The organism is Natronoflexus pectinivorans (genome assembly GCF_004345615.1).
Classification (GTDB): domain Bacteria; phylum Bacteroidota; class Bacteroidia; order Bacteroidales; family Marinilabiliaceae; genus Natronoflexus; species Natronoflexus pectinivorans.
This window is the reverse complement of the sequence record NZ_SLWK01000039.1, coordinates 1-1,848: the sequence shown is the minus strand read 5'-3', so window position 1 is coordinate 1,848 and position 1,848 is coordinate 1. Positions and strand designations below refer to the sequence as shown.

At 29.8% G+C, this 1,848-nt stretch carries 1 protein-coding gene; it reads left to right on the top strand.

Annotated elements, in window-relative coordinates; translation table 11 throughout:
• Nucleotides 1-122 precede the first annotated feature (122 nt).
• The gene (locus tag EV194_RS16795) at nt 123-1,622 is read left to right on the top strand and encodes a P-loop ATPase, Sll1717 family (protein ID WP_132435701.1); all 1,500 of its coding nucleotides are present in this window, start codon (nt 123-125) and stop codon (nt 1,620-1,622) included.
• Nucleotides 1,623-1,848: the final 226 nt, after the last annotated feature.

Here is a 1,848-nt window from a genome sequence, read left to right as displayed (position 1 = left end):
CCCCCTAACATTTTGTATATGTCAGTTTTGCAGAAACTTTCACGTTTATAGATAATTTCGGATGTGCAAAACCGCCATATACAAATCACCGTTGTACACAAGGCTAAAAAAACATACTGCATATGAATAGTTTTGAAGATTTTTACAAAAGTATGGGATTCACAGAATACCCATTTTCTACATTTACTACAGAAAACGAGAAGGGTAAAGAAAAAGAACTTTTTGTTTCACCATCGTGCTATTCTCCTATAATTCAAAATTATAAAGAGAAAAATACAATTTTATTAACAGGAGATAGAGGAACTGGTAAGACTGCAATTTTGCTTGATTTTATTAGAAATACAGATTTAACCAAAACATTGTATTGTAGAATAGAAGATTATTCGAAACTAAGAGAAAACTACTCCTTAACAGAATTTTATAAATTTCTAATAACTAACATTTCTGTAACTCTCTTTGAAAAATTATCCGTAAGTCAAAAACGCATAAATAAACTTACAGACGATGAAAAAGTATTGTTGTCTTATCTACTTAAAAACTTTGTACCCGTTGTTTCAAAAAGACTTTTAAAAACCAAAATAGAAAATATTCAAATTCCAAAATACAAACGATTTATCACAAAATTATTTAATCGTTCAAGACCAATATTAAACTATGGAGCAACTACTGGCGGTGTATTTATTGAGGAGTATTTAACTAAGCACTTTAAAGCTTTACCTCCGATTGATAGAGAAATTAACATTAAGGATTTCTTTCCTGAATTGCCATTAACAGTTGATGAAGACTTTGAAACTATCGAGGTGGGATTTCAATTGCTAAATGATTTGGTGGAGATTATCTATAAAATGGGTTTTGATAGAGTAATTTGCTTATTGGATAAATTAGATGAAGATTCAAGACTTGAAAATGATGCAGAATATATTTCATCTTTTGTTGAACCAATCTTAACTGATAATAAACTATTGCTAAATGATAAACTTCAACTAATCATATCTCTATGGGTTACTCCATTCAATTACTTATTGGATAAAGTAAGGACACAAAAGCATTATTGTCCTAAATTGCAATGGGATAAAAATGATTTAGAAAAGGCATTAAATGAGAGATTAAAGACATACTCAAATTCCAAAATATCTGATTACAAGTCATTATTTTCCAATGAGTATACAGATATTGAATTTGAGCAGATTTTTCATTTATCAAATTCAAATCCTCGTGATTTATGGCATTTGTTTGACAAGCTATTTTATACTCAGCATGCATTAAATTCCAATTCAGAAAACATCACATTAAACGCCTTAAATGTAGCAATTGAAAGATTTGTTCTTGATTTCAATTATTTTGAGTATTATCCGAAGAAAAAGAATGCAAGAGCAAACTCAATGGATTTTTATAGCTATACAGCTCATCTTTTGAAACTTGATGATTATATTTTTACAAAAAACCAACTAAATGAGCAAGCAGGTACAGGTGGTTCTACAAATAATTATGTAATTGGTATGGAAAAGATTGGCTTAATTGTTAAGCATAGTCAAGAAGGTGGGATTGTAAGTTATAGGATAAGTGACCCAAAAGTTAAATATGCTTTAATTAATGGGATTTCCATAGAGAGAAAACAATAAAGCCCAGTGTACAACATCGTATATAAAACATTTGGCAGTCAGTGAGTTATCGAGCGTTTCAGCTCGTATCAAAAGCACTTGTAACTTGACAAGAAAGTGCTTCGAAATGCCAAACGTTTCATATACGTAACCGTTATGCGCAATTGAACCAAAAAAACACGCACATTTGTTCTGATTATTTCCGAACTATTATTATCTTTGTCATTGAATCATCAAAAAAAATAAT